Genomic DNA, 26,416 nt, shown 5'->3' on the forward strand with positions numbered 1-26,416 from the left:
TCTCCATTCGTTTTGAGTTACAAGAACCCAATGCTGGAGGTTACGGGAGGGAGTGCATAAACATGGGCTGTGGAAGTGCCCTTTTTGAGCAAATAAGGAAATAGTTGGAATTTGTTATGACTGGACTTTTTGCCAAAAAATAAGGGCAGCTTTTAGGCTGCCCCTATCACCCGTTGATTAACGGCAAGGTGTCTTTTACACCCCCAGGCCATTGCTGAGTTGCACAACAGCCGGGATGACCTTCTCTGCATGTTCCAGAGTAGCAGACATGATGGATTCCACTACGGTCGGGGAGTTGTACAGGCCCATACCGCCACCGATACCCATAGCGAAAGCCATGAGGCTCTGGCGAGCGATACCACCAACAACACCGACCAGGATCATCGCACCCGCAACGATTCGACCCAAAGTACCTTGGGTCCAATCCTTGAGAGTTACCCATACGTCGTCAAACGCTGTACCACCAGTACCAGCGTGGGCCTGATCCGGCACGAGCAGGAAGGCTACCACCATCAACCCCAGGAAGAGGAAGAGTGCGTTGTTTTTACTTGAGGCATTCGCCAACTGATTTGCGTTCATCAAGAACATCTCCTATTTGGTTGTTTCAGACTTCGGTTCGTGTTGTACCGTTTGCAGCGGTCTCAAAACTGGCTCACTTTGCGGTGTGCCATCCCCAATCACCCACCTGCGCGGTTCGATTTCGGTATAGACATACCCTGTCACGATGAGATCACCATTGGTGTCCTCCCAGGGAGCTACCCAAATCCGCATAACCTGTGCTGGTGTACGAATTGGAATCGGGCGATCCGGAAGACGCGGTGCGACATAGTTGTCAATCACCGGGTCTCCGGAGCTAGATGAGTTCGCTGAAACGTTTGAGGAACCTTCGCCATCCGCTTCCGCTTTGGCCTCGACTTCCTCTGGTTTCATTGGGCGCGGGACATTTCCGTCATTGGTTGCGGCGTAAACGTCTCGCGCTGACATACACTGAACACCATTCGGCATTCCCGGACAGCTATACTCATCCTTGCCGATGTTGAACGTCGAACAGCCCGACAAAATAAGTAGCGCTGCACCCACCCCCAACATCTTTGCGGATCTTACTGCCTGTTCCTTTTGAGCCTCGCCTCTGGAACTGCCCTTTCTGGTCAAAATGTTCAAATTTTTCATTTCTTGGTTCCCCCGGTGGAACGAATTTGTAGCTTGGTTCCTTTGGTCACGATGATGTCTACCTGACGGCCAGCATCGACCTCGATAACGGGGAAGATGCCTTCGGCCATGTCGATATAGAACTGAGCGATGCGATCTAGCGCCTTACTGGCCCCCTTCACTGCTGCTCCCTGCAACATCTGGTCGGAGAACACAGACTGGTACTGGGTATTTGAGCCAGGGTTAGTGCTGACGACCGGCACAGGATTGACGTCAAAGGCTTCGGAAACGCCACCAAGGAAGCCTGCCATCAAGCTCTTGGCGATGATTTGCCCCTGCTTCGATACGACGCGACCACGGACACCGGCCTTACCGTCTTCACCCACTGCATAGGAATCCAGCTTCGCTTCTATGACCCCCCCATCATCCCGAACGCACGAGAAGGTCTCGCCACGCAGGTACGCTCGCTCTGAACTGAGATCTCCATAGCCTGAAACAATCAGGAAGCACTCACGAACATCCGCACGGAAGCGGTTAGGCAAAATAGCCTCTTTCTGAATCCTGAGGGTCGAAGGGAACGGATCTCGACGAGCACCTTGAGATGTTGGTGCGTCCATACCGTTGATGAGCACCCCTGTCAGGATGGAGCCAGAAGGTAGGTAGATAGACTCATCATCCTTGTTGTCCTTCTCTTCAACTTCTGGCGCTTTCTGCGAGTAGCTCACTATTTGGATGCCTGGTTTAGTTGCATCACGACCGTCTCCCTTGCCAGTTGCAGGAGCCCCACCCTTCGAGTCAGGAAGCGGTGCGTCCCGAAAAAAGGATGCTGGATCTTTGTAGTCGAGCTTTTTCTCCATGAACTGACCATCACCACCAGATGCACCATTAACATCGGCTCTGGCATCCTCTGATGAAGAGGATGTTTTTCCACCAGCAGCGCCGGTTTCGACTTTCTTAGCCAATTCCATGTTCTTCTGGGTCAGGCGGTCCAAATCTTGACGAAGGCGGGTCATCTCACGGCCAACATCACTGGATTTCCCGGCAGTGGTTTTGGTTTCCTCCAGCTCTTTCTTGACTCGTTCCAGCTCCTTTTTCAGGTCGGAGTTTTCACGAGACACCATCTTCACATCGGCAGACAACGAATCTATCCCGATCTCACGGGTGTTTTTGTCTGTGAGAACGTGCTTGATGGTTTCTTGGCGACCGCGCTTCTCTTCTTTCTTGGGTTCACCAGAGAACATTGTCACGACCGCAAAAAGAACGAAGACGCCGCCAGCGATAGACACCCAACGCTTCTTGTTGGGGTCTAACTGTGTCCAAAATCGCTTAATCATTGGGCACCTCCCAGCAGCGATGGACGCTTAGACGTTGGTGCGAGACCACGCTTCTGCTTCTTCGCCACATAGATCTCCGTCTTCTGGCCGGGCTCAAGCACGTTAAGCGGCCACGTAGTCACCGCAGCCACATCCCAGCTCCCACACAACGCCTCTTTGAACTCAATAGGCTGATCAGAGACGTTCAGGGCGACACCGATGAACACGTTAAGGTGGTGGCCCATCATGTATTGCCCCTTGCTAAAATCCACCTTTACCCCAGGATGAGCGCAGCTCGGCACCGCAGCACCAGCAGGGATGCGGTTCAACGTGTAACCTTGAGGGACTTCACCAAGAGCAATCTTTCGGAATACTGACCGGATGGTTTCGACATAAGGCTGGCTCTGTTCCCAGGTCTCAGCCTTGGTATTGGCAAAAGCACCAGTGATACCTACACCACCATCGAGCTTGAGAAAGACTTCTCTGGGCGGAATACGACGGGGAACCATCGTCAGGCTGAGAGCTTGGGCTTCCGAGCCTTTTTCAGTAATGAACATAGTCACCGGATACTGCTTATCCGTGGCGACATAGACCACATTCTCTTTGATGCAGACCTCACCACACTGGCCGTTATCCGTCGCCCCGGTCAGAGATGTTGAAACGATCTCAGGATTGCTGAAAGGCGTGACGATTCGGTTCGGATGACCAACGGCTATCGGGATGATCTGGTTAACCCCCGGCTTCATCGTCAGTAAGGGGTTTTCATTCATGCTGCCCACAACCTCATGGGAGCTTTGTCCTGACGTCACAGGGGCAGGAACATCCTTTTTCATAACACTGGCCGGGACAACAGGAATGTCATCCGAGGCATAGGCCATTGAAGTTCCAAGCGCCAAGGACAGCGCCAGGAGCGAAAGTTTAGCGTTGTTCTTCATGCTTTCTCCGGTTTTCTTCTTTGCGCTGGAGTTGCTCCAAAACAGTTTTGGTGCGTGGCTTTCCTACATAGGTGTCGATGTAGTCCAGCACGGGCGCGTAGTTTGAAATCTTGATGGCGAACTCGTAGGAGCGTTCGCTACGCTCTTCGTTAGAAGAAGCCCCTTTGACGTAGGAATATCCGTAGACAAACACCTTGTCGCTCTTGGGCTCGTACTCAACAAAACGCGGCTCAAACCGCATGGTTACGCGGTCGTTCTTGATCTGTTGAGCTTGAATTTCGATGGCATCAATCACGTCCTGATAGATGCTCGGGGAGAGAAGCGGGGTGATCCGTTCTTTCACAAAGTCAACGGTTCCTGGCGTCACATTGCCAAGGAGCTGAGCAAAAGCGAAACCCCAAGCCTCTTTATAGGACTGAGAGGCGTTATTTTTCGTCACCCAGGCTTCTTCCGTGAGCGTGAAAGGCTGGATAGTGACGATGGTTTCCTTGCTGAATACTTGGACCACCAGCAGGAAAACGATAGCAATAAGACCACCCTGGAAGATTCGTCCCCACTTATTTTCTGTTTGGGTCCCTTCCCAGGTCTTGAGATACTTTTTCAGGTTCAAGGCAAATACCTCCGGACAAACGGATTCTTGAGAGATTTGGCCTTGGTCATGATGAACCCGGCCCAGTAGATCATGTGGAGCAGGTATCCATCCGGATGGTTATCCCTGAATCGGCGATAAAGGTTGGTTACAAGTAACCCCCCCAGAAAGCAGATCAGGGCCTTACCGATGATGACCCCTATCGTTAGCCCCAAAAGCATCGGGGCCAACTCATCTGCGCTCCACAACAGCAGATGCGGGGGCTCATCGACCCGGCGCGGTATCTTTACAGGCTTCATAGCAACCCTCTTCTTTTCCTAGTGGCCTGTATTCTCATTCAGGGTCACTGATTTTCTGCCACGGCTTCGCGCCCTTTTCGGGCACTTCCAGCGACAAATAAAAAAAGGCGGCCTAAGCCGCCTTTTTTGCGTTTACTGGATCGGTTATTGATTTTGAGGAACCGCTTCCGAATGTTTTTCCGAAGCCGCAACGCTAACTTCATTGGCTGGTCGGGCCACCCCCAGAGTTTTCACTTCCTTGTTAGCATTGGCTTTAAACTTGAACATCAGACTGTACGCCGCCAGCAGGAAGAAGCTGAGAATGCCCCAGTAGGTCTGAACCGTGCCCAGAGCCTTGGCCGGGTCACTTGCAGCTCTGTTGGCCGTATCAGCAGCCAACTTAACCCACTGACTCCAGTCAAAACCTGCCGCAAAAGCAGACAGCCAAAACGCGACGGCCACTGGAACGATGAAGATGCACATCAGCACCGCGTTCATCAAAAACCAGAAAAATTGTTTATTAAGGTTCACACTTCCTCCCATTAACCTAGAAAATTGAATGCGTGTTCCAGGTTCATCCCTGCAACAACACCTATAACGAACATCACCTGCCAGACAAGGAACTGCCAGGAGATGAATGAACCAGATGAGCTTTCGCTTTCTCTGACGTGAGCTTGTGCGGACATAGACCCTCCAAATAACTTGTCGTCATCACGGAGTAATCGTCTCTTAATTGATCAATCTAGGAACAGTGCTGTTACGGCCCATTTTGGGCACTTTATGGAGGTTTATTCGAGGAGATGATAAGAGCGGGAGGCGAAAAACTTTCACATGTGAAAGTTCAAAGCGGCCAATGGCCGCTTGTTTCACACTGTTCTATTGTAACGGAGTTCTCGATAAGCATCCCATGCTTGCTCTGATGAGACACCTCGACAACCAACATCTGTGGCGCACTCAAGGTCCATCTTGTACTGCTTAACCTTCTGGTCTGCTGTATCGCCCCAGCTCATGGCTGATGGGTACTTGGAAACACTAAACACATTTTCAAGTTCAGCCTGATAGTCGTCGTTTTGTAACAGAGGTTCGGTTTCACCATCATCCCAGCGAATGTAAGCCTTACCCTGGAGAGCCTTCAAATGCAAAGGCACCAGTAAGGTGGAAATCACTTCGTCAGCCCTGATGTCTTTGTAAGCACACCAGTGAGGTTTAACGGTGATCACACCATTTACCAAAACGATGTCACACGCCAGTGTCGCTTCAACATTATCGTTAACATCCTGCCGAGCGTAGATCTCCACGAAACCAACCTGCTCTGGAACAACCTTGTCGATGAAGCTCCAAAAGCTGGGGTACGACGTTCCATCGCTGAGCGTCAACTGACCGTCATGCTCTTTCAGCATACGGTTCAGTTGTGCAGTGAAGAACTCTGCCGACACTTTTCTTGCCAATGGTTCCATATCACTCAGTCGTAGAGTGGCTCCTGCACCCCCCTCATACACCTCTCCAAAAAAGAAATCTCTCTTACGCATTAGACTTTGCCTCCTTTAATCGCTTGCTGGGTCAGCTTGATCCAGTTCAACGGGTTTTCACAGTCAACATGGTTGCCAGCGGCACCAACTACCGTTTTGTATGCCTCCGAGCCTGCCGCTGTGTGTACTGCCAGCATAAACGAAAACATAGGGTCATTTTGCATGGTGCCAATCATCATTGCACTGGAAGTGTCTTTGAGCTGGCAGTTTTCAACCCGCAGATTGAGTACATCTTTTGCCACCATCTTACAGTCGGGACACACCTTCTCAAGGTTCTTGAGCTTTGCGTCGTCATTGAGCACATCAGGAGCCGCGATGGCAGTACCGGCCATACACAGCCCCAGTGCCAGCAGTTTGAGTTTATTGGTTACTTTCATGGTTCCTCTCTATATCGTTCCAATTTCGTTTCGGTAAAAGAACAGTGGCCCAGTGACTGTTCTGAGTTCCGGCGTTACTTGCTTTACTCTTGAGCAAATATGCTGCTTGAAAAAGTTGTGGTATCCGTACAAAGCTGGGCGTGTAAAAACGGAATAGATAATGAGGGTGATGGCCGCACCAGCGGCCCACCCGATCACGTCCGGAGAGATAAGTCCTGGCACGTCTGAGATACGTTCTGGTTCAACCAAGCGGCACACCACCAGCACCCAGAACCACATTACCGGCATCACAAAGATCATCTTTCCGACGCAAGCAATGAGCACCTTCACCAAATTCAAGCTCTGCGCCCAGTAAAGCCACAACGCAGACAAGGATTGGCGACGTATCACCTGGTAGACGTTCAATGGGATGTCGCACAGATGCACCCCATCTTGATTTATAACGGAGTAGCTCATCCTCCCTCCCTATACCCGTTTCTGGAGGTTGCCGAACGTCAGGCCAACCAGGACACAGCACGTCATCATTGTCATCGGGATGACAACCGGATCGAGCGCTATGGGGATGAAGAACGCGATGAACAATCCGGCCATCAGGTACATCGTTCCGCGAACGCTATAACGATGGAGAACCGGACTCGCATAATCGAAGTTGGTCCGCTTAATTCGCCATGTCATCATCCCGTCATATACCGCAGGTACGAACAGGATCAGCATATAGGGAGCCCACGCGGCTAACAGCGCCAACCGTGTGTAGAACTGGTAAATGACGTTGACAAAGGCTTCCATGCGGCCTTTGACCCACACAAACCAGCCCTTGCCCATATCCTGCATCCCCTTGGACTTCTGGCGCTCCTCTTCTGATGGGATCAGCGTTTGGTACATCCCCTCATAGAAGCCTGAATCAATAACGCTCGACCTGAACCAGGTAGATGCTTTGTTCTGTATCCAGTCTCTTGCTTCGACACCAAGACTCTGTTCCACCAGCACGGATTCCCTTTTGATGGCTCTGTCTGTCCAGTCGCCAGGGATCAGCAGCAATATTGCCAGCAACTCAATAACCAGCAGCCATGCGACCAGCAACCACGGCTTCTTCATAGTCGGTTCTCCTTAAAACAGTTTTCACGCTCTCACAGGTGATGAGCTCATACAGCAAGCCACGCAAAGAGGTCTCATCCTCATGGGGCTGCGGGTTAATGGATAGTTCTCCTGGATGGGAAGAAAGCCACAGTGAGAACGACTCTCCTGAATCGACAGACCATGAATCACCGCCACTATCGACAATTTGCACTTCCAACGCCCGGCAGGTTTCGGTGATCAGGGTTTCCAGAAATGCCCCAATTCTGGCCGGGTCTTCATATTTCTCTCTCTGCTCATGAAACACGAGCTGGCTGTAGCGATGCAGAGCTTCTTCAATGATCGGGTAAATCACAGGCTCCTGATTAGCCTTAATCCCGTCTGTGATGTAGCAGCTCAGCTTCTCGATGATGGCCTCCGATGCAGGCCAGTCGAATTGGAGGATGCTCAGGATGTGAGCGTTCTTGCGGCCACGACTTTTCAATTCATTCATAACCCTGTCGAAAGGGTTCACATCGACCATGATGGCTACCTCGTAATCTCTATACTTCTTGTCACACATAGCTCTGCTCTTACTGGGTCAATATGGGCAGACGGCCTTTTACGATTGTTCCGCCTGAAATTTTGGCTATGTATTCCAGGTTCGGAAGCATTCCCAATAACTGGGCTGGGAACAGATCAGCTTCCTCCTCCATCAAACGCTCGCCTTGGTTGCCTCCGTGCATAATGGGCTCCTTGCCATCCGAGTTCTGGCCTTGAGTCCGCATGACGTACTTGAGCCGGGTCTTCGGCAGGTTATCCGCGATATACTCCTGGGTTTCACCATCGACGATACGCAGAGCAAACGTGTTGTTGATGTTCCCCAACACCTGGAGCGCTTTGTCTTTGCTACCCAGTCGAGCTGCGAAGTCAGCAAAAGTCTGAGTTGCAACGAAAAGACGAAGTTTCGCACCGCGACCTTTGTTCAGGAGCTGGATGAACGGGTCGTTGATCACCTCGGCAGCCTCATCAACAAAGATATTTACGGGTCTGTTGTTGACGCCGTAGTTGTATCTGTCACCGGCAACCGCTGTCAGGTCTGACAGGAAGATGGACCCCATAGCACTACCAACCATGTTGTCGGTCAGGGAGTCGAGCCCCAGATAAGCAACTTGAGCGTTGTTGATGATTTTTGCGGAATCGGTGATCTGGCGTTCGTCGCTCAGATCAGATGAGTCTGGAGACAGCAGAGGGCCTAGCTCCCCGGACGTCAGCATATTCATGATCGGCAGGAGGTTCGCCACCATCTTGGAGAAGTGGGTTTGGTCGTGCTGGAACATCGACAGCAAGCCTTCCAGGTCAGAGTTCGGGTGCTCAGGTTGGATGATGTCGTAGTAGAACTTCATCAACGCGAAAGCGATCTTCTCACGCGAACCGTTTTTGGCTTTTTCCAAGTAAGCCGCTGCTTCTGCCTCCCAGTCGGGCATAACTCGCTCTGAGTAAGCCTGAACGGCCTTGATGACCAAGCCAGCAGCGCCACCTTCAAGGAATCGGCGGAGCTTTGTCAGGTTGGGACGATCATGAGTGATGACCAAGCCCTGAGCGATGTTGTTCAGTGCCTGCCATCCAAATGATTTGAACGGGTCGGCCCCTGCTTCGGACGGGATCAACGCTGCCAAACGACTTGCGATTTCAGTCACGCGGGTGAAGTTACGCAGAGGGTCGATACGCACCGACTCTTCCGGGAATGCTGGATGAAATGAGACGAATCTTTCCGGCTGCCCCATAGCTTCACAGGCACGTCGGGCATTGTCCCGCATCTCCTTATCCCCTTTCGGGTCTATGATGATCACGGCTTCCCCACGCAGAATGGCCTGTGAAATCAGGATGTCGAACATACGGGTCTTGCCCGAGCCGGTGGTCCCAACGATCAGCGAATGCCCCTCAGTGTGCTTGAGTGGCTGCATCAGCTTCTCTTCTTTGGGCTCTACCCCGTGAATCCAGGGCTGGCCGATTGGCAGCTCCTTTTTCTTACCCTGTATCTTCCGGACAACCTTTTTGACCGTGGACTCTCTCCCTACGATGGAAGTCCAGTCGCGTTTCAGGATCTCAAACACGCGCTGGGCATGGCGGTTTTCCCACAGGAACCCACTACCAAGCCACATATCGTCCGGCGTGTCCTTGATGTACTTTTGGAGCTCCGCAATGGAAATAAACTCCAGATCACGCCCCTTCAAATGCTTTTGGAGCAGGTGAAGTTTGATAGCCTTGGGCAAACGAGCCATCGCCATCACGCCACAGATCCCCGTCATCCAATAGAATGGCTCCGGCGGCATCGTGCTGACTTGCTCTACGGCCAAAGCCGCGCCGGAGGCGGCAAGCCAGCCTGCTACAGCATTTTTTTCATAGTTGGGCCGCCACGGCATCTCGTAGGCGAGCGGGTCATAACTCATTGTCATGTTTCATTTACCTCTAAATACAATTTTCCCTGACGTTTCTTGAGCAAAGGGCGTCTCTGTGCCCGGCTCAGCATCCCGCAGAGGATGTGTTTGCTGATGCCGATGTTTTCACCGGCAATCATGTCGAAGGCTTTGTCACTGGTTACTAAGCAGCCATCCTCTTCCAGGACAGGTGTCACGAGCCATCGGCCCGAGCGTTTTTGGATCATGTCCTTGAGCATCTGGAGTGCTTTCTGAGGCGTAACACCAGACGGCAAGAAATCTTCCGCGTTGATGTCTTTCGGGTTTGTTTTCGCCTTAGGCGGCTCAAACTCCCTAACCTCTGGATCTTCCCTTTCTCGCACCTCGACGTGTCCCAATTCCTTCTCACGCTCAACTTTGGGCTCAGGAGCCACCGGTTGAGCCTCCCGCTTAGGAAGGCGAGCCACGTTCTGTTTTTCTTGGACCGGCTTGCGCTGTTGCTCTTCAACCGGAGAAGTAACATCGACCTTCTTCTCCTTCGGCTGTGGCTGGGAGTCCTTACCTTTCGCCTTTTGTTCAGGCGAGGCTTTACCGGCATTAACCTCAGGCTTCTGCTGCTGCGCCTTTTTTCGGCTTTGTTGTTTCGGTGCAGACTTATTTTTGCTTGCATCCAAGCCAGGGGGAGAGACGAGCTCAAAGGCATCCTGGTATCCACCCATTGACGCCTCGGCATCCTTAATGGCCGCCACGACTGCATCTGAAAGCTGCTCCGCCAGTACAATTGCCTTCACTCCGCTGAAATCACGAACTTTGCGACCTGGCATAATCGGGTCCGGAACAATCGCGTTGGCGTGGGACAGCTTCGAGAGAACCTCTGACGGCGCACCCAGCGACCGAGCGCCATCCGGGTACAAAATGACGGCTTGCCCCTTCATCAGGCATAGGACTTCGCCCAGCGTCGTTTTACCTTCCAAAACAGGCATGATCGCTTGTTCAAGCAACGCCGATGCTTCCCCGTATCCAGACAACATCTCAACGAGCAAGGTCTTTGCGTCCTTCTCATGCTGATTAACGTTGTCCGTATGCGGCATTTCTGGCGTGTGCGTTGGTTGTTCTGGTGCGTCAGTCAGCATAGGGAGCGGCTCAATCGCCCATGATGGCGGTTCATCAGAACCACCGAACATTGGAAAGTCATCGCCCTGCAGGGAGTTTTGTTCTTGTGGAACGAAGTCCTGTTTTGGCTGCTCCTCTTGCTTTCCGGGCATTGCCACATCTGGGATTTCTGAGTTTGTTGCGTCAGTGCTGGTTGTCTCTGCCGATGCGTTGAATGCGTCAAACGGGAAGTCGATGTCCCCCAGTCCACCCCCAACATCCTTGAGTGCTTGTAACGGATTGTCGTTTGCCAAAGGTGGTGCGTTTTTGGCAATGTCCTGAGGGGACAGATCCTCTTTTGCCTCTGGTTTATGGGGTTGTTTCTCCGTATCACTCTTCGGTTTTGCTTTGCCCGGTTTGCTCTGCGGCTTACCCTTCTTGCCAGCGTCAGGCTTAGATGATTCCGTTGGTCCCGCATCTTTTTGCTCTGGCTTCTCCTCGACAGCATCGGAGGTGCTTTTCAGCATCTCCATCGCATCACCAAAGCCAAGGCCAGCTAGAGCTTTCTCTGCTTCCTGCTCTGCGGCCAACATGTCATCGTTCAGAGCTGCTTCACCTTCCTCTTGGTCGTCACCGTCATCGGCTTCCTCAGGATCAACGAACTCAATCTCAGCGTCCTCAACATCACCAACAACTTCCGCAGCAACAGCCGCAGGAGGCTCAGTCGTAAACACCAGGTCGTTTGATTCGAGTCGGAGCATCAAGATCTTCACCGAACCCGCCGCCTCCTGGAGCATCTCAGGCAAAACTTCCCAGTAGCGGTAGTACGCACGTTCACCCTTCTCCTGCACCGTGTTTGGTACAGCAAAACCACGTTCGATGAGAATGTCGGCCAGTGTGTCAGGGTCTCGTGGGATACCGGGGATCTTGTCGTGGCTGATCAAGTCATAAAGGTCCCCAAGCTGTTTCCAGGCAATGAATACACCTTGGTTGAGGTGCCAGACTTTCGCGCCTGGCTCATTGACCTTCCATTTTCCGGTTTTAACCAGGCGGCGGATGGCATCGAACACGTAACGCTCGACGGGCACACCATAGGAGAACTCGTCCACATCGAGACGACTCTGGCGAAGGTCCCGTGAGACGCTCTCTTGGTCAGCGCGAAGCATCAGCTTGGTCACAGGCTGATTGACGCTGGTTCCTGAGATAGCTTCCAGCATCGCTTCCATGATGGACGGGCCAGACTTGGACAGAAACTCCCGAGTCTCAGCCGGAATAATTCGATCCACCGCCAGCAGCGAGAATTGCTCATGTCTTTTGTGTCGCTTGTCGCGCCACCGGATAAAGTAACGGTCGATTTCGTGACGGTGTGCCCAGTCATGAAGTGACTCCGAATACGGGTTCCATGTGATTGACCCGTCTTTGTCCGTAATGGACACATCCGAGAGCGGTTTACCCACATCATGCAGCAGCCCAGAGAAACAGCTCGCCAGTCTCCAACGCGGCTCATTGTCACGGCGTTCCCGAGGCGTCCCCTCGATGGAAAAGATAACTGACTCAGATGCCTGAGCTGCCCAGAAGGCCACTTCAAGCCCATGTCGGAACAGACCACCAGCGCCACGGTGGTGGTGTGATTCGGAAGCTGGCAACAGGTGAACAAACGCGGCATACCGCTGGATCACCGGCAAAACAAGCCGGTTGAAGTCGTCCACAGTGAAACCGAGAGAGTTCCGCACTTTCTCAATCAGTTCAGCTTGGGTTGCCAGTATCTTGTCTAGTGGGGCCACTGGCAGGCCCTTGGCAAAAGGTGGGTATCGAGGGATTTCTTCATCTTCCACGTCTTTAAGCGGCAACACTCTGGCGCTCGGCGCGGTCTCGATCACTCCACTTCGCCCACCAAATAACTTGTTAAGGGCTTTCAGCATGTAGGTTGACCATATTCCTATCGTATTTCTCGTCGCTACATGCTCTCAAAACACCTTTAGATCGCACACACGCCTATCTGTCCAATTTGGGCAGTTTGAGAAACCAGCTTTCCATCCCCCCCCTTTTAGAATGGGCTCATCGACAATTTTTGATGAGGAACGACACGATGAGACAACTGATAGCAATTCTGGGAGTGGCAATTCTGGCCGGGTGTGCCTCTAACGCCCCCGAGCAAAAGCCTCAGCCCCAGACTGCCCCTGCCGAAAATGACAAACCTGCCCGAGTTAGCCGGGAACTGTCGATGGCATGGGACAACATGGGGCGCGGTGGTGCTGCATTACGTCAACCTGGTTATATCCATGTGCTGGGCGACGGTAATGTCAGCGCAACGATGAACAAGGTCAAAGATGACTCCGCTGGTTCAGATAAAACTCCAGCAGGGATCAAGCAGCACGGGGATGTGAACGAAGCCATCAATACCTTCAAGTCCATGAATAAAGGCAAAGGCTACTCGCTGTACGAGTTGTCACGCTGGGAACGCTATTGCGATGGCGGCAAAGGTATGGACGAGCACGATTGGCGCTTTGTGGAAGCCGAGGGGACTACAAACATCCCCAAGGATGTTGTAACCGGCTGCATACCACCTACCCACACCTATCAAGATTATCTGAATGCCTGGACGCACTTTTGCACCAGCCAGGCTGTAACTGACGCAGATCGCCGCATTGTGCGCGAGTCCGTGCGTCCCTATTCAGTGGTGAACCCATGCAAAGCTCTGAAATAAGAAACCAGACAGAGCCAAGCCGTAAGGCTGAGCTCTTCGACGCTTTATCAATCATGCTCCAGGAGGCCGGTTCGAGGGGTAATTCCCGCGAAGCGGCCTATGTCATTTCTGGAGTCCTCGAAAACCTCTCCAGAGACTACCCCGAAGTCAAAGGTCTGGCCCAAAGCTGGGCTGAGCTGGCGAATCTGGAATCAAAGATGAGAGGAGCTGCTTAATGGACCTTTATATCTGCGAGAAGCCTTCTCAGGCCAAAGATTTGGCTGGCGTAATGAAGGCCTCCCAACGAGGTGATGGATTTCTCCATGATGGAGGAAACCGCGTTATTACGTGGGCGTTCGGCCACCTGCTGGAATTGTATATGCCAGACGATTATGACGAACGCTACAAGTCATGGTCACTGGAGACCCTCCCTATTGCACCAGAGTCATGGCGGTACAACGTTCGCAAGAGTGCGTTCAAACAGTACAAAATTGTTGAGGGACTGGTCAAAAAGGCGAGCACCATCTACATCTCAACGGACTACGACCGAGAAGGTGAGGCTATCGCCCGTTCGCTTCTGGATCGATTCCGCTACTCTGGCCCTATTCGCCGGGTTTGTTTGACGGCTCTCGATGAGTCAAGCATCAAGAAAGCGCTGAACAACGTAAAGGATGGCAAGGATACGGTCTCACTCTACTACGCCGCATTGGCACGGCAACGCGCTGACTGGTTGGTAGGCATGAACGTGAGCCGCCTCTACACAGTGCTGGCCCGAGATGTCGGCTTCAACCACACTCTTCACGTTGGCAGGGTTATCACCCCAACCGTCGCTCTTGTTTGTCAACGGGACCGAGAGATCGCCGGTTTCACCCCCTCACCATACTGGACTCTGGGTGTGAACGTGTCCGTACAGAATGGACAGTTTGCCGCCCAATGGATACCACCAGAAGAGTGCAGTGACGAGCAAGGCCGGTGCGTCAATAAGGCCTATGCCGAGCAGGTAGCCTCCCAGGTCAATGGTGCCAATGCTGTTATCAGCAAAGCAGAAACCAAACCAGGTAAAGAGTCAGCCCCCCTCCCCTTCGATCTAACGTCGCTGCAACAATACGCAAGCAAACGATGGGGATACACCGCTCAGCAGGTACTGGATGCAGCTCAAGCTCTGTACGAGACGCACAAAGCGACCACCTACCCTCGTACTGATAGTCGTTATCTACCCGAGAGCCAAAAGGAAGACATTCCGGACATTCTCCAGGCGCTCATTTTGTCCGATCAGAACGTCTCTGGGCTGGTGGCTGGCGCAGATCCTCATCGCAAGGCCAGGGTATTCAATGACGCCAAAGTGACCGCGCACCACGCGATCATTCCAACACCGGCCAGAACAGACATCAGTGCCATGTCTGAGATCGAGTTCAATCTTTACGACGCCATCCGTCGTTTCTACATCGCGCAGTTCTACAGCGAGTTCGAGTTCACCAAAACCTCCATCGAGGTGCAGTGTGGGCGTCACCTCTTTGCGGCCTCTGGTAAGACACCTGCCAAACAAGGCTGGAAGGTTTTGTTTGCTTCTGATAGTGAAAGCAGTCCCAAGGACGAGGGGGAAGACACCGACGCGCCGGTTGAACAAGAGAAGCTCCCCAGGGTTAGCCAGGGCGAACCCGCTTTGCTTAATGGTGCCGAGCTGGCAAACAAAATGACGCGGCCAGCACCGCACTTCACCGAAGCCACATTGCTTGCCGCGATGGAGAACATTGCCCGGTTCGTGACTGAGGAGAAGTTCAAGCAAATTCTCAAAGACACAGCCGGTTTAGGCACTCCAGCAACACGCGCAAGCATCATCCAGGGCGCTGTTGATAAAGGCTACTTCAAACGTCAGAAAAAGGTACTGCTTGCAACTGATAAGGCTCATGCGCTTATCGCAGTGCTTCCACCAGCCATCAAATCACCCGGCATGACTGCGGCTTGGGAGCAGGAGCTTGAGAAAGTCGCCTCCGGCTCCGGGAATATGTCTGTCTTCATGAAGCAGATTTCCACCTGGATCTGCCAAATGGTTGAGCAGCTCAAAGTGGCCGCACCGGTTCTGACCAAAGAAGGTGGCGCGATGGCTAAAGCCTTCGAGGGCGCTAAGCCGCCTTCACACGAATGCTTCAACTGCGGTGGAGAGATGCACCGGATCAAAGGGAAGAACGGATTTTTCTGGGGCTGCCAGAACGAGGCTTGCAAGAAGACGTTCCCAGACAACCGAGGGAAACCCGAGAAGCGTATCGCGGCTGAGGATTGTCCAGACTGCCCAGATTGCGGTAGCCCGATGCGTCTCAGGAAAGGAAAAGCGCCCGGCAAGAAGCGAGCTTCTAAGTTCTGGGGCTGCACCGCCTATCCCGATTGCAAAGGCACTATGCCCTTCAAAAAGTCGGACTTTATGGATTGATAGAGGAATTAAGTATGTTTGGAACAATCATTTTAACTGCGATGCTCACCACCAGCTCAGCCACTGCCGAAGATGCAGGGAAGAACATCGCCTCAGGCTTGGCGGCGGCATCCGCCAGCCAAATGGGGCAGGCCGTAATGCCAACTTTAGCTACCAGCTCGGCCATTGCAAAAAGCGCAGGTAAAGGCATGGTGTCAGGTTTGGCTGCGGCGACTGCCAGCTACATTCCCCAAGACGAGCTGAGCTTTACTCGAAGCTATAAGAACTCTGAGGCTGTGGATATGGCAAAGGGCCTGGGGACATTGAAAGAAGCGCCTGAGTTTCTCTACGTTGTTACAGACGTAAATGCCAACATGGCGGTCAAATGCAAGCGCGTCTGGGAGCCTCAATCTCTGGCTTTAAGTCCAGTGATTGTTGAGCTGGTGGAACTACGTAAGACGAACAACAAAGACAGCTACGAACAAGCACTATCCCACCTCGATTGTTCAATGTTCACAGACTAAAACAATTAAGGGGCCGATGGCCCCTAATTTTTAATAACCCAATTTCTTTTGATACCTGATTTTCCTACCAAGCACAGTTGTCATACACCATTCAATTCACATGGATAGCGAATACTTCAACCGGACAATCTCCAAAGTGCGGGTGCGTTATAACACTCCTTGAGAAGCCACGCCAAGGGCGAATCTCTATCCTGGACATATCTCCAGCCTTTGGGTAGCCACACTTAACATGGACTTCATCATACTCGCGCCCCTCTAGTCTTTTTATCCAGTAGTCTGTAACGAGGCGATATTCATCTGGTTTTTCTCCAGATTTGATCTGATCGAAGGTAACCGTCTAGCGAACCACACCTCGCATCATTAATCTGCCTATTTGAAAATACCTGCTCAATGATAAATTTGGAGCAGGTGATGAAAACATACAGAACAACTACTCAGTGGCAGATGCTACTTCAACAACGCGGCTCGTTTAGTGGCACTAATGTTGAATTCTGCCAACATCATAATGTCTCGATTACCACTTATTATAAACAACGTGCTTTACAGGCTGAGAACCAGCAAAAAATAACCTTACCAACGCGCGCTACATCATCACGCTTTATTCAACTAAAACAAACCACCACTGACGTCTGCGAGCACACTCATCAAAATACACTGCAGTTTGATACCCGCACCGGCCAACTCACCCTACCTGCAGATTTAGCAACGACCGATATCGTTGCCATTATTAAAGGGCTAATGGCATGAAGATGTTTGTTGATGTGCCCACCGTTTATGTATGTGCCGATGTGGTCGATTTTCGAAAATCGATTAATGGGTTAGCCGCCTTAGTGGAAGCAGAGCTTGAACTCCCAGTGCTCAGTGGTGCGCTATTTGTCTTTTGTAATAAAGGCCGTGACAAACTCAAATTGCTTTATTGGGATAATACCGGCTTTGCGCTGTGGTATAAGCGATTAGATAAGCATAAGTTCAAATGGCCCAAACTCATGTCACCCACCATGACATTAACCGAGCAACAATTACACTGGTTATTGTCGGGTTATGATGTCATTGGCCACAGTAAAATTGATATAGCAGGTAAGCAATTACTTTAATATTTGCGATCGATTGATGATCATCAAAGGATGTTCATTTAGCACTGGAAACCCGCTGGTGACGCCTTAAAATAGGCGTCATGAAAAATGTACTCGCCCTTCAACAGCGCATTGCTGAACTGGAAAAACTGCTCGAAAATGAGCGGCAATTATCTTTACAAAAAGATGCGCAAATAGCTGCGCTAGAAGAACGCTGGCGCCTGGCCCAACAAAAACAATTTGGCAAAAGTGCTGAAGGCTTTGTAGGGCAAGGCGAGTTATTCAATGAAGTAGAAGAGATTGTTGAAGCCGTTGAGGCTGAGCAACAATCCATTAGCTATACCCGCAAAAAACCGGTGCGTAAGCCACTGCCAAAAGACTTACCCCGTGAGCAAGTTATCCACGACATTGAAGATAAAACCTGTGATTGCTGTGGCGGTGAGCTACATAAAATGGGTGAAGATAAGTCAGAAAAGCTTGAGTTTATCCCAGCGCAAATAAAAGTCATTGAGCACATTCGGCCTAAATACGCGTGCCGTCACTGTGATAAATCCTCGACGAATACGCCAATAAAACAAGCACCAATGCCTGCAATGCCGATTAATAAAGGTATCGCGACGAGCAGTTTGCTCAGTCAGCTTATCACCAGTAAATACCAATACGGGTTACCGCTTTATCGCCAGGAAGCGATGTTCAAGCAATACGGTATTGAGCTCAGTCGCCAGACCATGAGCAGCTGGATAGACAAATCCGCCGCACTCTTCGCGCCACTAGTTGAGCGACTTAAAGCCGAGCTGTTAAAGCAGCCCACGCTGTTTGCCGATGAAACGCCATTAAAGGTGGTGAAATCCGATAAAGTGAACAGCTACATGTGGGTGTATTGCTCAGGTCGAGATTCACCAGACCCGAATAATCCTATCCCTAATATCGTGCTTTACGATTTTCACAATAGTCGCGCGGCCGCGTGCGTGGTTAATTATCTTGATGGATATCAAGGGTACTTGCACGTAGATGGTTATCAAGCTTATGAAAAAACACAGGCAACCTTAACTGGCTGCTGGGCGCATGCGCGTCGTAAATTTATTGAAGCCAAAAAGCTGCAAGGTAAAAATAAAACCGGCAAAGCGGATGTGGTATTGAGCCTTATCCAAAAACTGTACGGCGTTGAGTCACGCGTTAAAGATAAAAGTGCGGATGATAAATACACGACAAGACAAGCAGTCAGTGTGTCTATACTGGACAAGCTAAAAGCATGGCTTGAGCAAAACCAACCGAATTTAGTGGGTAATACCAAACTGATAGAGGCGGCTAATTACCTGGCTAATCAATGGCACAAACTTATTCGTTATGTTGATGATGGCAGATTGAGTATTGATAATAATCGTGCAGAGCGAGCGGTAAAACCGTTTGTGATTGGTCGAAAAAATTGGTTATTCAGTCAGACAGCTAATGGGGCTCATGCCAGTGCCACGCTTTACAGCATTGTGGAAACCGCAAAGGTTAATGGCTTAGTGCCATTTGATTACATCATGGCTTGCCTTAATGAACTGTGCCAACCAGCACCGGATATAGACAGCCTGTTACCATGGAATTTTAAAAGATAGGTGTAGTTGCCCGGACGCTTACGATCGAAGTAAATCTTTTTTACGGGCAGATGAAGTATTCTCTTTTTCATAATCACCACCTGATAGCCCATCAGACTATCTAACTATTCGACAAAACATCCCTTTTTCAATTTCTGTCTCTCTCGCCTCATGGGCCAATACAATATCCGCGATAACACGAATATTCCCTTCATAGTTGCGAATGGCCGCATCCCTCATCGTGTCTAAAGTGTCCTGACACTTCGCTCGCCTGAATTTAACGAGCCAACTTTGCCGATCTATCTTGTCCACACCAAATCCCATTTAGCGAACCATGTATCCAGCTTTTTTGGCCGCAGCATCAAGCTCGGAGGAGAAGTTAACGTCGGACTTTTCTGCCGCGTTATAGAGGGCTCCACACTTGGGCCATGAGCGTCCTACCAGTTTCATCGCCAACGCATCCGCCAGCATTTCTCGGATCTGTGTTTCAGCCTCACCAAAATCGGCCAGAGTTTCGTCTATGCCCGACTCTTCCATCAGCTCGATGAGCTGTGGTTGTTTGAGCCAGACGCCTGTTTGCATTTCCAACTGATCTCTTGCATCGGCCACCAATTGGCGTTCAAGGGTTACGCCATTCACGGTCTTAACAAATTGCTTTGGCTGACGCTTTACCTTTTTTGGCCTGGACACATCAGAGATAACCGTCACCGGCTTCCCACGCAGTTCACGCGGCAACGGTCCACTTAGCCCCAGAACTAAGCGACGAGCGTACTCATGCTCGTATGGTTTCAACCCTCGACCTTCACGGTACATTTCAGTATCCACCAGCAGATCACCGCGCAGCCTCGCATTTTTCCGCACTTGTTCGGACAAGACCGATTTACCCTTCCCGCTGGCTCCCATTACGAGCGAGTGAGATTCTACTTTGTTATCAAAAAACATAATTCCGCCCCCAAGGAGGTGTTGCTATAAAACATGGTTTGAACATCCGTATTTTCACGGCAATAACCGCCGGATAATGCAAGACTCCCAAACCTAAATAGGTCTCCAGGTGATGACATCGAAGTCATAGCTGACTTCCGAGTTGTCGTCCGCCGTTCGCCACGAACAATCATCTTCCTGAACATGGATCAAGTCGTACTCAACAATTTTGCCCGACCAACATCCTTTAAGCTGGCAATGAACAGGCACACCGACGACCGGCATCTTGTCGTTGACGCTGATCCACGGTTCTTGCTTTTGATCCAGATCCACCGGTTAGTCCTCTATGAACGATTTAATGGATCGCCCATCAAAAAACAGTTTCCCAGTTCCTGATACCGAATGTACTTCTGGAGCTGCCTTCCCTTTCAGGAGTTTCTGATAGCGCACCGCGTCTTTGAGCTCAGAGATCCTGACGCCAATGAGTGTGGCCGTCTCCTCAACTGTTAAAATACGGTCCCAAAAGCTGGTGGCGCTGTTATTGCGCCCACCGATACTCTGGGCAACGCACTCTGTTCTGGCCGCTTTTCCCTTTGCCATTGGCAATGTCCTCTTCATTCTTCTCAGCCCCCAGCTTACTCAGTATTTCAGCTTTTGTAGCGCGATGGCCGCGCATTAAAAGAGCATTCAGCAGGTATCCAGTGAACACCTCTGTACTCGGCATACGGTCAAGCAACTCAACATACTGCTCATCCGTCAAATCATGGATCTCACAATATTTTTCCACCGCCTTTTCGTAGGCTTCTGCGTAGCCATGAGTGGAAATCCTGAAAGCAATATCCCCATTGCCGTAGCCTGGCTTTGTGACGAGAAAACAAGGCGCGAAGTAGGTTCTCTTCACCCCCATCCGGCTCCGGTTCTCAATGCTGATATAAGCCCTCAGCCCCTCAGCAATGATGTTTGGCCCGGAGTTGCGTCGCCGCTTACAAGTCTTATTCTGACGCTTCACCTCTTCTGCCTCAGCTTCCCACTTTCGGTCCAAGCTGTAGGCCAGCCGGTGAGCTGTTGCGTAGGAATACTCTCTCAAGGAGAAGTATTCCTGCCGGTAATCATCCGCCACCCCAACTGTTCGTGCGACACGGAACCCGACGAAACCGGCGTCATGGGTTCCCTCGCCGTAGTAAATGACTGCCATTATCTACCTTCCTTACTTCTGATACCGTGCTGCACCACGGTATGGCGACCGCAATTCACATTCAGGTGATCCCGAACTGCGGCCATGACCGCTGAATGCAATCTGTAATCCACACTCTGCCCAAGCGTTTCTGTCGCTTGTTCTTTTGCCATCCACGAAACATCAAAGCTATCAGGTATCGACATCAACTCCTGAACCAGATCGACCGATGGCTTGTAAATGCGGCCACCGTCTTGGATGTACACTGCATCCTTTACCCCACGATCCTGAGACTTGAGGATGGTCGGGCAACTGGTGCTTTCTCTCGTCAAGAACGCAGGCATCCTGCGAGAAGTTGACTCTCTGGCCTGAATTGACTTCAACACTGTGACGTCAGCACAATCCCCGAGGTGCTTCTCGATCACCGGCCACAATCGTCCACCAGCTCTCTGCTCAGGTTTCGGTGGAACGAACCCAGGGAAGACCGACGCCACCATGTAATAGCGTTCTCGCCCCTGGTAAGCGCCGAAATCCAGACCGTTCAAGACCATCTCAGTGAGGAAGTACCCCATCCGCCGCAGTGTCGTTCCCATCATCGCCCCGGCTCCGGATGCTTTGAAGTTCGGGACGTTTTCCACCAGCACGACGGCAGGGTTCACGACCTCGATCTGTTTTAGTGCCGGGTAAACCATGTCGAGCATGGTGGAGAGATCCTCAAGAGAACGCTCTTTGTCCCTTGGACTTTTGGCGTTTGAGTGGTCATCACACCCCAACGAGTAATGGGCCAAACCAATTGGTGGGCACTCCGCCAGCAAGGCTCCAAGGCGATCCAGCTCCAGGTGATGAATGTCTTCATTCAGCAGGATACGCGGGGAGCTGTTCACCAGCGTATTGAGCGCATGTACTTCACTCAGGTTCCGCCCGGATGCTCTGTCTCTGGCTTCAACTGGACGATGCTCCAAAACAATCTCAGCCTTCCAGCCAAGCGCTTCCATAACATGAATGTCTACCCCGCCAGTCAATGCCACAAAGGCACGGAAAGGGCTGGTTTTTCTGAACCGATCCGCAATGGCAAAGGCTCTGTTTGCGACAGGAGTGAAGACTACTCGGCCTTTTCGCATTTCGACGTGGAAACGCTCTGTATAGCGAGGGAAGCACTTATCTATGAGCCCTTGTCCAGAAAACTCAATAACGGTTTCCAGCGGGTTGTTGGAGCGACTCTTTGGTTGATACCGGCGCTGATAAACCTGGTGTGTCTGTAGTTCATCGGTCGCTGGGATCACCGAAAAACCGCCCATCCCCTCCCCTGGCTCAACGGCGATGCCCATACCTGGCTTGAACCCCATAACATCCAAAAAGTTGGACGAAACCCTAACCTTGCGTTTATCGCCTACTCGATTGAACGCAAGTTGTTTGGTTACTACGGAGGGGGAGACGATCGGTAACATTGGTCAACCTCTTTTCTTCTTGTTTTGCTCGCGCTTCACCATTGCTCCAGCAGCTTTCAGAAGTCTCTGGTTCTCCGCCAGCTCCTCTTGGAGTTCCTGAGTATCCTCTTCTGTCTGAGGCTTTTTCAGCTCGGCCTCGCAATATTGGACCTCTTCCTGCAAGCTGACTTTCGCAAACTTGAGAGCGGCCAGTCGCGTCGTATAAACGCCAAAAGGCAATTCGCCACCTTCCCGGAACTGCTTCAAACACCAGCTCGGTATAGATGGCAACCAACCAAAGTCCCCATTCTTCCGTGACCTTTTCCCCCACGTAATCCCATCTAACTTTTGGGCAAGATTGACATAGCGTTGATCGCTGGTTGAGTTGCGTCGTTTCTGAATAGAGCGAACTATCCACTCTGTAACCTCGACCTTTGCTTTATCATCATCAGAGATGTAATAAAGGGCTGCGTACAACACAGCGCCTTTACGAATGACTGATGGTGGGTATGCCTGGGCTTTCATCTATCCCCCTATCGCTTTTTCTGTCCGACAAGACGGAGATGATCGGCGGCCAAGTCATACTGCTCGTTTTTGTCGCGGCGGCGGAATCTGTCAAAAAACTTCCCTCGTGGCAGGGTTTCTTCCATAGCGATCAGGCGGTTCAGCCACACTTCTTGAGGTAGCATCCCTGCTGGAGTCGGCCCGAGCTTACGTCCTTCCTTGACGTGCTCCATTGTTTGCGTGGCAGTAAAAATCGCACCACCAAACTTTCTCCACTTGAATTGCAGGGGCATATCTGGAGACTCATCCAGCATCAATTTCTTATTGGTTTGTTCTGTCACGACAATTACTCCACCATCCATTCTTCACTAAGCAGGAACGCCCAGCGCTCTTCTGCTTTTTCTGGGTTGTCTTTGGCCTGTTTGATCATGATCTCGGCGGCGTTAAAGCCTACCTCTCCACTGAACCGGCCCCATGAATGGCTATGCCACTCGCGCATCACACTTCGGCCAAGCGATGCAAGTTCTGGACTTACACCCTCATGGAGGGCATAGAGCTCCCAAGCATCCCACCCGTATCGTAATAGGTTGTGCCCTGGGGCGTTAAAGGCCTGAGCAGCCTTGAACCGCTCTCCAGGCTCCTTCCCTCTAACATCCACACCCTGGAGCACCAACCCCATTACCACTTCAATGACCGGCTCGCGTTGCTTCTTTGCCAGCTCGATGGCAGCCACCAGCATTGCTTTGGCGTCAGCAAATTTCCCATGCCCTTGGCACATACCGCAGGTTTCTTTGGAAGGGGAAAAGTCATAAACACCGGAACCAGCACAGAGGCGGCATGTCATGTCAATCATGGGCTCTTCTCTCCTCATACTCTTCGATGCGCTCTTTCAGACGCTGAACCACTGGTGCGAGCTCAGGGATAGCTTCCGCTTCCTCAAGCGTGTATCGCTTGTCTTCCTGGTAATCGACTATTTGAGGAGGCCTTGGCTGTTTAGGGAACTCAGCAAAGTCATTCAGCGACATCGAGGTAGGAAGTCCTCCTTCAATCTCACCTTTTTCGTTGAGTGACTGGGTGACGATAAGCTGTGTTCCGCCCACCTCGGTATCAAAGCGGTCATCAAAGCGCTCACCGATAGTCCAGCCGCCACGGCCAAGAACACAGGTCGTACTCATACGTAGGCGATTGAATGCTTTAGCGTCATCCCAGTTCAAAGGATTTTCATCCATGAGGAAAAAAGGCGCTTCGTCCCGAACGAACACCTTGGACTTGGCGTTATCGAAGATCGGCCCAAACACCCCCTGCTGGAGGTATGGTTCGACCTTCTCTGCAAGATCCTGGTGCCCTTGAGAACGCAGCGCCTCATAGAGCTGGGTGATTGTTTGTTTGCCGGTGCCCGGAAGGCAGGACAATACTGTCTGCTTTTCCTCGTCACTCAGGCTTACCATTCTGGACAAAAAGCTGACTACCAGCTCGTTGTGCCCATCGACCATTTCAATGTTGAGCTTGTTCTCGTCCATCTTCTTCCTCAGTAATCGGTTCGATAAATTCAATGGAGTCCATGCTTACATGACTGATAATGGCTTTCAGGCCGCAGCAGTCGCATGGTTCAAAGGTCAGTTCTGATCCCTTGGGAGACTGATGCGTGACCGTTGCCACAGCCCCTAGAGGGATCACCCCCCAGCCGTTTTTTAGTACCCGAGTAGTTCTGACCAGCCGACCTTTGTACTCTCGTTTCAGTTTCGGATGCGGCACTACCGCATATCGCTTACTCATTTCGGTCCCCTTGTACCAAAGGCTCGACAACCAGCTCTTGAGCTTCGTCCCAGTCGGACACCTTTGCATCACCAAACGCAAAGGCAATTCGCATAGCCACTGTCGGCCTGCCTATTTTCATCAAGTAAGCCGCAGCACCGGCACACATCGACTCTTGTCCCGAAGGTGCATAGTTACCCTCTTCATCCCATTCACCACCTGACTTTGAATGCACGGTCTTGTGGCAATGAAACGTCGTCATGTCGTTTTCAACGATGTCGTTGATGATGCCTTCTAATCGCCCAGGGACCAGCTCGATAGCGCCCTCCTTCCGGAATGGACAGTTGGCGCAAGGTTTCTTCAAACGGAGATGATTTGCTTGCTTTGGCATACATATCACTTTTACAGTATCATTTTATGATTCTATGATATAGCCATATTCCGTGTAGTCAATATCTCACTAACAATTACTTTCTATCGGACGCTTACGCGCCCATTTTGGGCAGATAGACAAGTTATTTGGGCGTTTGGAGTGTGCGAGGTGGACAGCGGGGAGACTTTCACATGTGAAAGTTTTGTTTCTTGGTATCGTTTTATTGTCCCTTGATATTATTTTATGATGCTGTAATAATCATAAATAAGGGCCGCATCGCTCTTCGACCTTCGTTGCAGCCCTTACAACACAATCAAGCAATTAAGGAGCTTTGTTATGCTGCAAGGCAATACTAACACGAATAAGCGCATCCCGCTCGCGGCGTTCATGAAATGGCCGCTGGCGAAACGTCAGGACTTCATCGACCGGGAAATGTCCGGTTGCCCCGACTTTATCAAGACGTCTTTGCTTCGGCATTAAGGCGATCAGGCAGGAAAGCAAAGAACCTCGCTTCGGCGGGGTTCTTCGTTTCTACCTCTTGAATGTTTCGTCAGAACAAACTGGAGCGCTTATGTCACCAGAAACACAGCAACTTACATCCAAGGCTTTATCTCTCATCGAGCAGTCCCGATACAGAATGGGCACATCTCGGTTTGTTGAGGCCTTTATTGACCAGTGGGCATACTTGCAGACTGGCCTATACCCAGCCAAGGAGGAGATCCCGGAAGAACTTCAGCCGGTCGCCTTCGAGCTCTCTCACGTCCTGTCTGCCGCCATTAAGCGCGACCCCACCAGCGATGTTTTGGGTTACGTCCTAAGCATGTCTGGCTTCCACAAGAAGGGCACCAATTACTTCCCCACTCCTCCAGAGATTGGCCGCTTGATGTCACTCATTGTTGGCTCACAGTCTTCGGCAGACTTTTATGAGCCCTGCTGTGGTTCTGGCATCAACGCCATTCACTGGATGGAAAACCTGATCGAGAACCACGGTCCCGAAGCATTGAGAGAAGCCTCAATCTACCTGGAAGACATCGATCCGTTGATGGTGAAGTGCTGCATGATCCAGCTATTCCATTATTTCGAGTCCCGCAATACCACTCCCAAAACGCTGAGTATCGTCGGCATAGACACCCTTAGCAGACGAACCAAGAACATCGCCTACTACGCCGAAAAACCTCCAGCAACCGCCGCTACCGTGGCAGCATAAAAAAACCCGCCGATTGGCGGGTTTTGCATTCAATGCGCTGCTCTATG

At 51.3% G+C, this 26,416-nt stretch carries 33 protein-coding genes; 9 read left to right on the forward strand and 24 right to left on the reverse strand.

Annotated elements, in window-relative coordinates; genetic code table 11:
* Window positions 1-195 precede the first annotated feature (195 nt).
* From traA to mobH, 14 genes are all read right to left on the reverse strand, one after another.
* On the reverse strand, window positions 196-579 hold the full coding sequence (gene traA / locus AC4OVU_RS24940; RefSeq protein ID WP_000993344.1) for a TraA family conjugative transfer protein: 384 nt from the start codon (window positions 577-579) through the stop codon (window positions 196-198).
* A 12-nt stretch (window positions 580-591) separates the two neighbouring features.
* Complete coding sequence (gene traV, locus AC4OVU_RS24945; RefSeq protein ID WP_000793435.1) at window positions 592-1,170, reverse strand: type IV conjugative transfer system lipoprotein TraV; 579 nt, start codon at window positions 1,168-1,170, stop codon at window positions 592-594.
* Window positions 1,167-2,483 carry a TraB/VirB10 family protein gene (locus AC4OVU_RS24950; protein ID WP_000595749.1) on the reverse strand — a complete coding sequence of 439 codons (1,317 nt, stop codon included), beginning with the start codon at window positions 2,481-2,483 and terminating at the stop codon, window positions 1,167-1,169. Before AC4OVU_RS24950 ends, traV begins: the two co-directional genes overlap by 4 nt.
* Window positions 2,480-3,397: a TraK domain-containing protein gene (locus AC4OVU_RS24955; RefSeq protein WP_000794249.1), complete on the reverse strand. Its 918-nt coding sequence runs from the start codon at window positions 3,395-3,397 to the stop codon at window positions 2,480-2,482. The genes AC4OVU_RS24950 and AC4OVU_RS24955 overlap by 4 nt, the downstream gene beginning before the upstream one ends.
* Entirely contained in the window at window positions 3,381-4,007 is a 627-nt protein-coding gene (locus AC4OVU_RS24960; RefSeq protein WP_001049716.1) for a TraE/TraK family type IV conjugative transfer system protein, read from the reverse strand. The genes AC4OVU_RS24955 and AC4OVU_RS24960 overlap by 17 nt, the downstream gene beginning before the upstream one ends.
* On the reverse strand, window positions 4,004-4,285 hold the full coding sequence (gene traL / locus AC4OVU_RS24965; protein ID WP_000805625.1) for a type IV conjugative transfer system protein TraL: 282 nt from the start codon (window positions 4,283-4,285) through the stop codon (window positions 4,004-4,006). The genes AC4OVU_RS24960 and traL overlap by 4 nt, the downstream gene beginning before the upstream one ends.
* A 144-nt stretch (window positions 4,286-4,429) precedes the next feature.
* Window positions 4,430-4,795 carry a hypothetical protein gene (locus tag AC4OVU_RS24970; protein ID WP_001052531.1) on the reverse strand — a complete coding sequence of 122 codons (366 nt, stop codon included), beginning with the start codon at window positions 4,793-4,795 and terminating at the stop codon, window positions 4,430-4,432.
* Window positions 4,796-5,130: 335 nt separating this feature from the next.
* Window positions 5,131-5,793 (reverse strand): hypothetical protein, encoded by a 663-nt coding sequence (locus tag AC4OVU_RS24975; protein ID WP_001231463.1) that lies wholly within the window; start codon window positions 5,791-5,793, stop codon window positions 5,131-5,133.
* Window positions 5,793-6,170, reverse strand: coding sequence for a hypothetical protein (locus AC4OVU_RS24980; RefSeq protein ID WP_000869261.1), 378 nt, complete (start codon window positions 6,168-6,170; stop codon window positions 5,793-5,795). Before AC4OVU_RS24980 ends, AC4OVU_RS24975 begins: the two co-directional genes overlap by 1 nt.
* 9 nt (window positions 6,171-6,179) lie before the next feature.
* Window positions 6,180-6,626, reverse strand: a complete 447-nt coding sequence (locus AC4OVU_RS24985; RefSeq protein WP_000122506.1) for a hypothetical protein — start codon at window positions 6,624-6,626, stop codon at window positions 6,180-6,182.
* Window positions 6,627-6,635: 9 nt separating this feature from the next.
* On the reverse strand, window positions 6,636-7,265 hold the full coding sequence (locus tag AC4OVU_RS24990) for an IncC plasmid conjugative DNA transfer DtrJ family protein (protein WP_000743450.1): 630 nt from the start codon (window positions 7,263-7,265) through the stop codon (window positions 6,636-6,638).
* Window positions 7,222-7,767 carry a hypothetical protein gene (locus AC4OVU_RS24995; RefSeq protein ID WP_000228720.1) on the reverse strand — a complete coding sequence of 182 codons (546 nt, stop codon included), beginning with the start codon at window positions 7,765-7,767 and terminating at the stop codon, window positions 7,222-7,224. Before AC4OVU_RS24995 ends, AC4OVU_RS24990 begins: the two co-directional genes overlap by 44 nt.
* A 49-nt stretch (window positions 7,768-7,816) precedes the next feature.
* Window positions 7,817-9,682 (reverse strand): conjugative transfer system coupling protein TraD, encoded by a 1,866-nt coding sequence (traD, locus tag AC4OVU_RS25000; protein ID WP_000178856.1) that lies wholly within the window; start codon window positions 9,680-9,682, stop codon window positions 7,817-7,819.
* Window positions 9,679-12,657, reverse strand: a complete 2,979-nt coding sequence (gene mobH, locus AC4OVU_RS25005; RefSeq protein ID WP_001337757.1) for a MobH family relaxase — start codon at window positions 12,655-12,657, stop codon at window positions 9,679-9,681. Before mobH ends, traD begins: the two co-directional genes overlap by 4 nt.
* A 167-nt stretch (window positions 12,658-12,824) precedes the next feature.
* Here mobH and AC4OVU_RS25010 point away from each other — a divergent pair, with 167 nt between their 5' ends.
* The 7 genes from AC4OVU_RS25010 to AC4OVU_RS25040 all read left to right on the forward strand — a co-directional run bounded on the left by AC4OVU_RS25010 (window position 12,825) and on the right by AC4OVU_RS25040 (window position 19,029).
* Window positions 12,825-13,442, forward strand: a complete 618-nt coding sequence (locus tag AC4OVU_RS25010; RefSeq protein ID WP_001249396.1) for a hypothetical protein — start codon at window positions 12,825-12,827, stop codon at window positions 13,440-13,442.
* Window positions 13,424-13,657 carry a hypothetical protein gene (locus tag AC4OVU_RS25015; RefSeq protein ID WP_001191892.1) on the forward strand — a complete coding sequence of 78 codons (234 nt, stop codon included), beginning with the start codon at window positions 13,424-13,426 and terminating at the stop codon, window positions 13,655-13,657. Before AC4OVU_RS25010 ends, AC4OVU_RS25015 begins: the two co-directional genes overlap by 19 nt.
* Window positions 13,657-15,849: a DNA topoisomerase III gene (locus AC4OVU_RS25020; protein ID WP_000366821.1), complete on the forward strand. Its 2,193-nt coding sequence runs from the start codon at window positions 13,657-13,659 to the stop codon at window positions 15,847-15,849. The genes AC4OVU_RS25015 and AC4OVU_RS25020 overlap by 1 nt, the downstream gene beginning before the upstream one ends.
* A 14-nt stretch (window positions 15,850-15,863) precedes the next feature.
* A complete protein-coding gene (locus AC4OVU_RS25025; RefSeq protein WP_000468105.1) occupies window positions 15,864-16,352 on the forward strand; it encodes a hypothetical protein in 489 nt (162 codons plus the stop codon).
* Between the two features lie 411 nt (window positions 16,353-16,763).
* Window positions 16,764-17,099, forward strand: coding sequence for a hypothetical protein (locus AC4OVU_RS25030; RefSeq protein WP_014611559.1), 336 nt, complete (start codon window positions 16,764-16,766; stop codon window positions 17,097-17,099).
* The gene (tnpB, locus tag AC4OVU_RS25035) at window positions 17,096-17,446 is read left to right on the forward strand and encodes an IS66 family insertion sequence element accessory protein TnpB (RefSeq protein WP_011790089.1); all 351 of its coding nucleotides are present in this window, start codon (window positions 17,096-17,098) and stop codon (window positions 17,444-17,446) included. The genes AC4OVU_RS25030 and tnpB overlap by 4 nt, the downstream gene beginning before the upstream one ends.
* Before the next feature lie 80 nt (window positions 17,447-17,526).
* A complete protein-coding gene (locus tag AC4OVU_RS25040; RefSeq protein ID WP_011790088.1) occupies window positions 17,527-19,029 on the forward strand; it encodes an IS66-like element ISShes9 family transposase in 1,503 nt (500 codons plus the stop codon).
* A gap of 303 nt (window positions 19,030-19,332) precedes the next feature.
* On the opposite strand, the gene AC4OVU_RS25045 is transcribed toward AC4OVU_RS25040, so the two are convergent.
* From AC4OVU_RS25045 to AC4OVU_RS25090, 10 genes are all read right to left on the reverse strand, one after another.
* Window positions 19,333-19,950, reverse strand: coding sequence for a hypothetical protein (locus tag AC4OVU_RS25045; RefSeq protein WP_000464631.1), 618 nt, complete (start codon window positions 19,948-19,950; stop codon window positions 19,333-19,335).
* Between the two features lie 93 nt (window positions 19,951-20,043).
* Window positions 20,044-20,262 (reverse strand): hypothetical protein, encoded by a 219-nt coding sequence (locus AC4OVU_RS25050; RefSeq protein WP_000362482.1) that lies wholly within the window; start codon window positions 20,260-20,262, stop codon window positions 20,044-20,046.
* A gap of 205 nt (window positions 20,263-20,467) precedes the next feature.
* The gene (locus AC4OVU_RS25055) at window positions 20,468-21,124 is read right to left on the reverse strand and encodes a hypothetical protein (protein WP_000268551.1); all 657 of its coding nucleotides are present in this window, start codon (window positions 21,122-21,124) and stop codon (window positions 20,468-20,470) included.
* Window positions 21,124-22,551 (reverse strand): DNA cytosine methyltransferase, encoded by a 1,428-nt coding sequence (locus AC4OVU_RS25060; protein ID WP_000936896.1) that lies wholly within the window; start codon window positions 22,549-22,551, stop codon window positions 21,124-21,126. The genes AC4OVU_RS25055 and AC4OVU_RS25060 overlap by 1 nt, the downstream gene beginning before the upstream one ends.
* A gap of 3 nt (window positions 22,552-22,554) precedes the next feature.
* Window positions 22,555-23,055, reverse strand: coding sequence for a hypothetical protein (locus AC4OVU_RS25065; RefSeq protein WP_000647189.1), 501 nt, complete (start codon window positions 23,053-23,055; stop codon window positions 22,555-22,557).
* 8 nt (window positions 23,056-23,063) lie between these two features.
* Complete coding sequence (locus AC4OVU_RS25070; protein WP_002210541.1) at window positions 23,064-23,375, reverse strand: hypothetical protein; 312 nt, start codon at window positions 23,373-23,375, stop codon at window positions 23,064-23,066.
* A gap of 5 nt (window positions 23,376-23,380) precedes the next feature.
* The gene (locus AC4OVU_RS25075) at window positions 23,381-23,887 is read right to left on the reverse strand and encodes a hypothetical protein (protein WP_000566600.1); all 507 of its coding nucleotides are present in this window, start codon (window positions 23,885-23,887) and stop codon (window positions 23,381-23,383) included.
* Window positions 23,880-24,554: a thymidylate kinase gene (locus AC4OVU_RS25080; protein ID WP_415989904.1), complete on the reverse strand. Its 675-nt coding sequence runs from the start codon at window positions 24,552-24,554 to the stop codon at window positions 23,880-23,882. The genes AC4OVU_RS25075 and AC4OVU_RS25080 overlap by 8 nt, the downstream gene beginning before the upstream one ends.
* Window positions 24,529-24,810, reverse strand: a complete 282-nt coding sequence (locus tag AC4OVU_RS25085) for a hypothetical protein (RefSeq protein WP_000044824.1) — start codon at window positions 24,808-24,810, stop codon at window positions 24,529-24,531. Before AC4OVU_RS25085 ends, AC4OVU_RS25080 begins: the two co-directional genes overlap by 26 nt.
* Entirely contained in the window at window positions 24,803-25,180 is a 378-nt protein-coding gene (locus AC4OVU_RS25090; protein ID WP_001125905.1) for a hypothetical protein, read from the reverse strand. The genes AC4OVU_RS25085 and AC4OVU_RS25090 overlap by 8 nt, the downstream gene beginning before the upstream one ends.
* 318 nt (window positions 25,181-25,498) lie before the next feature.
* Between AC4OVU_RS25090 and AC4OVU_RS25095 the strand changes: the two genes are divergently transcribed.
* Both AC4OVU_RS25095 and AC4OVU_RS25100 read left to right on the forward strand, forming a co-directional pair.
* The gene (locus AC4OVU_RS25095) at window positions 25,499-25,642 is read left to right on the forward strand and encodes a hypothetical protein (RefSeq protein WP_000939033.1); all 144 of its coding nucleotides are present in this window, start codon (window positions 25,499-25,501) and stop codon (window positions 25,640-25,642) included.
* 91 nt (window positions 25,643-25,733) lie between these two features.
* Window positions 25,734-26,369, forward strand: a complete 636-nt coding sequence (locus AC4OVU_RS25100; protein ID WP_000074431.1) for an N-6 DNA methylase — start codon at window positions 25,734-25,736, stop codon at window positions 26,367-26,369.
* Window positions 26,370-26,416 lie beyond the last annotated feature (47 nt).

It is taken from the genome of Enterobacter sp. 6722112 (genome assembly GCF_058661685.1).